We start from the raw sequence: 1,326 nt of genomic DNA, 5'->3' as shown, positions 1-1,326 counted from the left end.
GACCGGCGCCCGCGCGTCCGGTTCGAACTCGCCCGCGCCGAGTGGCAGATCGACCCGGCCACCGCCGCGCGGCACCTGTCCGACCTCGGCCGCGACGCGCGCGCGGGACGGCTCCAGGCCGACGCGGTCGTGACGGTGGCCACCTGGATGCTGTGGCTCGGCCGCACCGAGGAGGTGCCGGACGTGATGGCCGAGGCGTGCCGGGCGTCCGGCGAGGACCCCGAGGGTTCCGCCGCCCGGCCGCGCGTTCCGGAGCCCTGGCTGCGGTACGTCTACCCCGGCCTGTTCCGTTCCCTGCCCGGCGCGGCGGCCTCGTCCGGGGCCTCTTCTGTGGCCTCATCCACGGCCTCGTCTGTGGCCTCTTCTGTGGTCTCGTCCATGGGGTCGCCGCCCGGCCTGGATCCGGCGCGGCCCGGCGGGCACCGGGCGCACGCGGACGCCTGGCGGGGAACCGACCCCGACAGCGGATGGGCGGCGCGCGAGCGGATCGTCGCGGCGGTCGAGGAGACCTTCCGGGACGCCGGACTCGGCTTCGGGCACCTGACCCGGATCGCGGTCATCGCCGCGCTGGTCCACTCCGGGGAGCCGGACGAGGCCGAACGCTGGTGCGACGCGCTGGACCAGGAGGAGGGGCGGCGTCCGCCGCTGGTGGACACGATGGTGCTGGTGCTGCGCGCGCTGATCCACCACCGCCGCGGCGAGCCGGACGCGGCGGCGCGGTGCGTCGCGGGCGCGTTCGACCTGGTGCCCGTGCGCGGGTTCGGTGTCTTCGGCGGCGTCGCGATCGCCGTCGCCGCGGAGGCGCTGACCGTGACCGGACGGCTCGCCGAAGCCGACGAGCTGCTCCGGCGGCCCCTGCCGGAGGCGCTGTTCGCGAGTCCGCTCGGCCTGCCCTACCTGCGGGCGCGGGGACGGTACCAGCTGGCGGCCGGGCGTCCGCGCTCGGCGCTCACCGAGTTCCTCGCCTGCCGCGACCTGATGACGTCCTGGGGAGTCGACCTGCCCGGCCTGCTGCCCTGGCGCACCGACCTGGCCGAGGCGCATCTGGCCCTGGGAGACACCGGCACCGCCCACCGGCTCGCCGAGGAGCAGCTGGCGCTGCTCACCGCCGGGGAGACGTGCACGCGCGGCGCGACCCTCCGGGTGCTGGCGCGCGCACTGCCGCACGACCGGCGGCTCTGGCCGCTCGTGGAGGCCGTCGAACTGCTCGAACGGTCCCCGGACCGGCTGGAGCTGGCCCGCGCGCTGGCCGACCTCGCCGACCAGCACCGGACGTCCGGACGCCGCGCCAGCGCCGCCGCCCTGGCCAGGCGCGCCGCCGCGCTC

General features: G+C 77.5%; 1 pseudogene. It reads left to right on the top strand.

From position 1 onward, the window contains the following. Positions 1-1,326: pseudogene (locus EBO15_RS45015) on the top strand (hypothetical protein); the annotation flags it as partial.

The sequence above is a fragment of the Actinomadura harenae genome (assembly GCF_003696215.1).
GTDB classification, from domain to species: Bacteria; Actinomycetota; Actinomycetes; order Streptosporangiales; family Streptosporangiaceae; genus Spirillospora; species Spirillospora harenae.
The sequence above is the reverse complement of the archived record's forward strand: the minus strand, read 5'-3'. Positions and strand labels throughout refer to the sequence as shown.